Annotated in this window: 3 protein-coding genes; 1 reads left to right on the top strand and 2 read right to left on the bottom strand. The window is 67.8% G+C overall.

Going from position 1 to position 1859, the window contains the following annotated elements:
• A partial coding sequence (locus AC30N0_RS14365) for an aminotransferase class I/II-fold pyridoxal phosphate-dependent enzyme (protein WP_489518588.1) occupies positions 1 to 924 on the bottom strand: 924 nt, incomplete at its 3' end.
• Positions 925 to 935: 11 nt separating this feature from the next.
• Entirely contained in the window at positions 936 to 1553 is a 618-nt protein-coding gene (locus AC30N0_RS14360) for a trimeric intracellular cation channel family protein (protein WP_489518587.1), read from the bottom strand.
• A 97-nt stretch (positions 1554 to 1650) separates the two neighbouring features.
• Between AC30N0_RS14360 and AC30N0_RS14355 the strand changes: the two genes are divergently transcribed.
• Positions 1651 to 1859: hypothetical protein (locus AC30N0_RS14355; RefSeq protein ID WP_489518586.1), on the top strand; the 209-nt coding region annotated here is incomplete at its 3' end.

The following is a 1859-nucleotide window of genomic DNA, read 5'->3' as shown; positions in this document are numbered from 1 at the left end:
GCTCTCGACCAGAACGTCGCGGCGCTTTTTGTACAGCGCGCGGTTGAAGTCGATGATGTCCTGCGGGCCGTTAAGTGCGGCGCAGGCGGCGGCCTGGATCGGCGTGAACGCCCCATAATCGAGGTAGGATTTGACCCGCGCCAGCGCCTCGATCAGGCGGGCGTTGCCGACCGCGAAGCCCATCCGCCAGCCGGCCATCGAATAGGTCTTGGACATCGACGTGAACTCGACCGCGACCTCCTTGGCGCCGTCGACTTGGAGGATCGAGGGGGTGGGCGTGTCGCCGAAATAAATCTCCGCGTAGGCGAGATCGGAGATGACGATCAATTCATGCTCGCGCGCGAAGGCGATCAGCCGCTCGTAGAAGGGCAGGTCGGCGACATAAGCGGTGGGGTTGGAAGGATAGCCGACGACCAGCACCTTGGGCCGGGGCACGGTGTAGCGCATCGCGAGGCGCAGTCGCTCGAAGAAATCCTCGCCCGGGGCGGCGGGTATCGAGCGGATCGCGGCGCCGGCGATGATGAAGCCGAAGGTGTGGATCGGGTAGCTCGGATTGGGCGCGAGGACGACGTCGCCCGGCGCAGTGATCGCCTGCGCGAGGTTGGCGAGGCCCTCCTTCGAGCCGAGCGTGACGATGACCTCCTTGTCGGGGTCGAGCGCGACGGCGAAGCGGCGCTGATAATAAGCCGCCTGCGCCTTGCGCAGCCCGGGGATGCCGCGGCTTGCGGAATAACGGTGTGCGGTCGGCTTGGCGGCGACTTCGGCGAGCTTGGCGATGACGTGCGGCGGCGGCGCGCCGTCGGGATTGCCCATGCCGAGATCGACGACATCTTCGCCGCGCGCGCGGGCGGCGGCCTTCATCGCATTGACCTCGGCGAAGACATAAGGCGGCAGGCGGCGGATGCGGTAGAAATCGGAATCCATAAGCGGCGCCATTAATCGCGATAGGCGGGCAATGACCAGCCGCGGCCGATCGCCATGCCGCGCAGGCCGAAGCCGGCGAGCGCGGCGATCAGCGTGGCGACGGGCAGGCCGATGCCGGCGAGCGCGAGCGCGACGAACAGGCCGGCGGCGAGCGCGGCGGCGGTGACATAGAGTTCGGGGCGCATCAGCACCGAAGGCTCGCCCGCGAGCAGGTCGCGCAGGATCCCGCCGGCGCAGGCGGTGAGCACGCCCATGCCGAACGCGGGGACCGGCGCGACGCCATAGCTCAGCGCCTTGGCCGCGCCATAGGTTGAGTAAGCCGCGAGCCCGGCGGCGTCGAACCAGAGCAAGGCGCGCCCGGCGAAGCGGCGATGGCTCAGCGCCCAGACGAGGATTCCGGCGGCGATGCATATGAGCAGCGTCGCATTATTGTGCACCCAGAACACCGGCGCGCCGATCAGCAGATCGCGCAACGTGCCGCCGCCGATCCCGGTGACGACCGCGAAGAAGATGAAGGTGACGAGCGTCTGGCGCTTTTCGGCGGCGAGCAAGGCGCCCGAGACGGCGAAGACAGCAATGCCGAAATAGTCGAGCAAGGCGAGCGCATCGGGGAGGGCGGGGGTGATCATTATTTTTCGTCATTGCGAGGAGCGAAGCGACGAAGCAATCCAGTGCCGGGAAGATGGATTGCTTCGCTCCGCTCGCAATGACGGCTATATGGGACCCATGACCGACGACAGCCCTCCCGCCGCACCCGCCATGCCGACGCTCGAAGACTGGCAGCATTGGACGCTGGTGATGGGCCGCGCGCAGCAGATGATGATGGAGGCGTGGGCGCAGGGCCTTGGCAAGGCCCAGCCGTCATCGCCCTTTGGCCCGGGGTGGTCGCCGCCGGCGTTCGGCTTTGGCGAGCAGGACACGGGCGCGGGCGCGGG

The organism is Rhizobacter sp. (genome assembly GCF_031412495.1).
Classification (GTDB): domain Bacteria; phylum Pseudomonadota; class Gammaproteobacteria; order Burkholderiales; family Burkholderiaceae_C; genus Schlegelella_A.
Note: the sequence above shows the minus strand (reverse complement) of the source record. Positions and strands in the feature narration are given on the sequence as shown.

Coding starts and splice junctions, on each gene's coding strand:
- AC30N0_RS14360 (WP_489518587.1), bottom strand. CDS start 1,553: ATGATCACCCCCGCCCTCCCCGATGCGCTCGCCTTGCTCGACTATTTC.